General features: G+C 60.9%; 2 protein-coding genes. Both read right to left on the bottom strand.

Going from position 1 to position 2641, the window contains the following annotated elements; translation table 11 throughout:
- Positions 1-66: 66 nt before the first annotated feature.
- A complete protein-coding gene (gene gatB, locus M1617_06640) occupies positions 67-1635 on the bottom strand; it encodes an Asp-tRNA(Asn)/Glu-tRNA(Gln) amidotransferase subunit GatB (protein ID MCL5887946.1) in 1569 nt (522 codons plus the stop codon).
- A gap of 85 nt (positions 1636-1720) precedes the next feature.
- Positions 1721-2641 (bottom strand): AarF/UbiB family protein (locus M1617_06635; GenBank protein ID MCL5887945.1); only part of this gene is annotated, 921 nt, incomplete at its 5' end.

Here is a 2641-nt window from a genome sequence, read left to right as displayed (position 1 = left end):
CCCGACTTGAGTGTCGGATGTCCTCGCACCGCATTCGGTCTCAAGTGCAGGCCGCAGGGCGTGCGCTTATCCTCCCGACCCCAGCTTCCTGCCGAGAATCTCGCTGACGACCTTGGGGTTCGCCTGCCCGCCCATCTCCTTGATGACCTGGCCCACGAAGAATCCTAGAAGCCCTGTCTTACCCGAGCGGAAGCTCTCGACCTGCGATGCATTGGCAGCCAGCACCCGATCGACGACCTCCTCGATCGCTGAGTGGTCGCTGACCTGCCGCATCCCGCGGGTATCAGCGATTTCGGCGGGCATCTGTCCGCTCGCGGCCATCTCGGCGAAGACCTCCTTGGCCTGCTTGCTCGAGATCACGCCGTCGCTCACGAGTTCGACGAGTTCGGCGATGCCGCCCGGTGTCAGGCGGGACTGTGCCAGTGCCACGCCCTCGGCGTTGAGAAAAGCGGCTACATCATTGAGCACTACGTTCGCAACCGCTTTGGCTTTTGCGGCCCCGGTCAAACCGAGCGTCTCCTCGAAGAGCGTCGCAAGATCCGCGTCGCTTACAAGTGCACCGGCGTCATATGCGGACAGCCCGAACTCGGTCCTGTACCGCTGGCGCCTGGCGGCGGGTAACTCGGGAAGCGTGGCGCGAAGGCCCTCGATCCACTCGTCGCTGAGTTCGAACGGCACGATGTCAGGATCCGGGAAGTAACGGTAGTCGTGCGCCTGTTCTTTGCTGCGAAGTGCGCTGGTCTTTTTCGCCGAGGCGTCCCAGTGACGGGTCTCCTGGATTACGGTTCCGCCTGACTGCAGCGTCTCGATCTGTCGCACGATCTCGTATGCGACGCCATCGTGCAGGGATTTGAATGAGTTGAGGTTCTTGATCTCCGCCTTCGTGCCGAAGCCCTCCTCGCCGCGCCTGCGCACGCTGACGTTGGCATCCACGCGCATCGAGCCCTCTTCCATATTGCAGTCCGAGATTCCCAGGGCAAGCCAGGTGAGTCTCATCTGCTGGGCGAATCGCCGAGCCTCCTCGGGGGTTCGAATGTCGGGCTCGGTCACAAGCTCGATGAGCGGCGTTCCGGCCCTGTTGAAGTCGATCAGCGACCTGGTCGCGCCTTGGAGCCGCCCTTCGGCACCGCCGACGTGCACCATCTTGCCGGTGTCTTCCTCAAGGTGAATGCGGGTGATCCCGATCCTCGCCGAGTAAGCTGCAGCATCTCCGTCGATGGGAGTGACGTTCTCGGCGGTGTCGCGGTCGATGCGCTGCTTCGCTTCCGGGCCGTCAATCTGGATGTCGATGAACCCCAGGCCGCAGAAAGGCTGGTCGTACTGGGAGATCTGGTAGTTGCTCGGCATGTCTGGGTAGAAGTACTGTTTGCGGTGGAACCGGCTTTCGCGAGCGATCTCGCACGAGACCGACAATCCGGCCAACACCGTCATCTCTATCGCACGAGCATTGGGGGTCGGCAGCGCCCCGGGCATGCCGAGACAAACAGGGCATACGCGGGTGTTGGGCTCACCGGCAAACTCGACAGGGCAGCCACAGAACATCTTGCTGGCACATGCTGTGAGCTCGGTGTGGATCTCCAGGCCGATGACGGCCTCCCAATCTCCAAACAATTCACGTAGGCGATCTTTGGCCACTGGTGGTCCTTTCGATTCCGCTTGTCGGCACTCTGAGTGGGTAGGCACCGCAGGCGAGTCATCCATCAGGTTCGCGTCTGCGATTCTACCGCGAAATGCGGCTCTTAGCGTCCCTTTGCCTAAAAGTAGCAAGAATGATCGAGCCGAAGAACCACATACTCACCCCGAACGCTGCGACCAGTCCCACTTGCCCCACGAATTGCACCCAGCCGGGGACGCCGGTTGCGCGAAGCAGTGACGAGAATCCGATGATCAGAGCTGCCACTACAATGGCGAAAGCCAGACGATTGACCGACTCCTGGATGCGCACCACCAAGTTCTCGTAATCCGTGGCTCTGACCGAAACCTTGATCTCGCCTTGCGATAGTCGTCTGAGCATGCGATCGGTCGAGTCAGGGAGTTGCTCGAGCACGCGCAGTGCATGGGCGAAGGCCTTGACTCCCCTTGCGGTCAGAGCTTCGACGCTCGATCGCTCGCGCACGACCCGCTCGACATGCGGTGTGGCTACGGTGGCGAAGTCGAAGGCTGGATCAAGCATCCTGCCGACCCCCTCAAGCACCACAAAAGTCCCTAGCATCATCGCGAAGTCGCTTGGAACACCCAGAGAGTAGTTCCTGATCAGCCCCAATGTCTCGGAAGAAAGCTCCGAGAAGTTCATCCTGCCAAGCTCCATGCCATGATACTTGTTGATTAGACGCGCAACCTCGCGGCCCAAGGCGACCTCGTCGACTGCTGGATTCATCCCCACTGCCATGAGTGTGTCGGTCGCCAGCCGGTGGTCCTTGTTGACAGCAGCCCAAACAAGATCGATAAAGCGATAACGTGACTCCTCCGTAACCCTGCCCAGCCTGCCGAAATCGGTGAATCCAACGCGCCCATCGGGCAAGGCGAAATAGTTGCCTGGGTGGGCATCGGCGTGGAAGTGGCCGATCTCCAGCATCTGGCTCAGGTAACAACGAATCCCTCTCTCGGCGAGAAGAGCCCTGTCGACCCCTTCGGCATCGAG

The organism is Actinomycetota bacterium (genome assembly GCA_023488435.1).
Lineage (GTDB): Bacteria > Actinomycetota > Coriobacteriia > Anaerosomatales > UBA912 > UBA912.
This window is presented reverse-complemented; position numbering and strand designations above follow the sequence as displayed.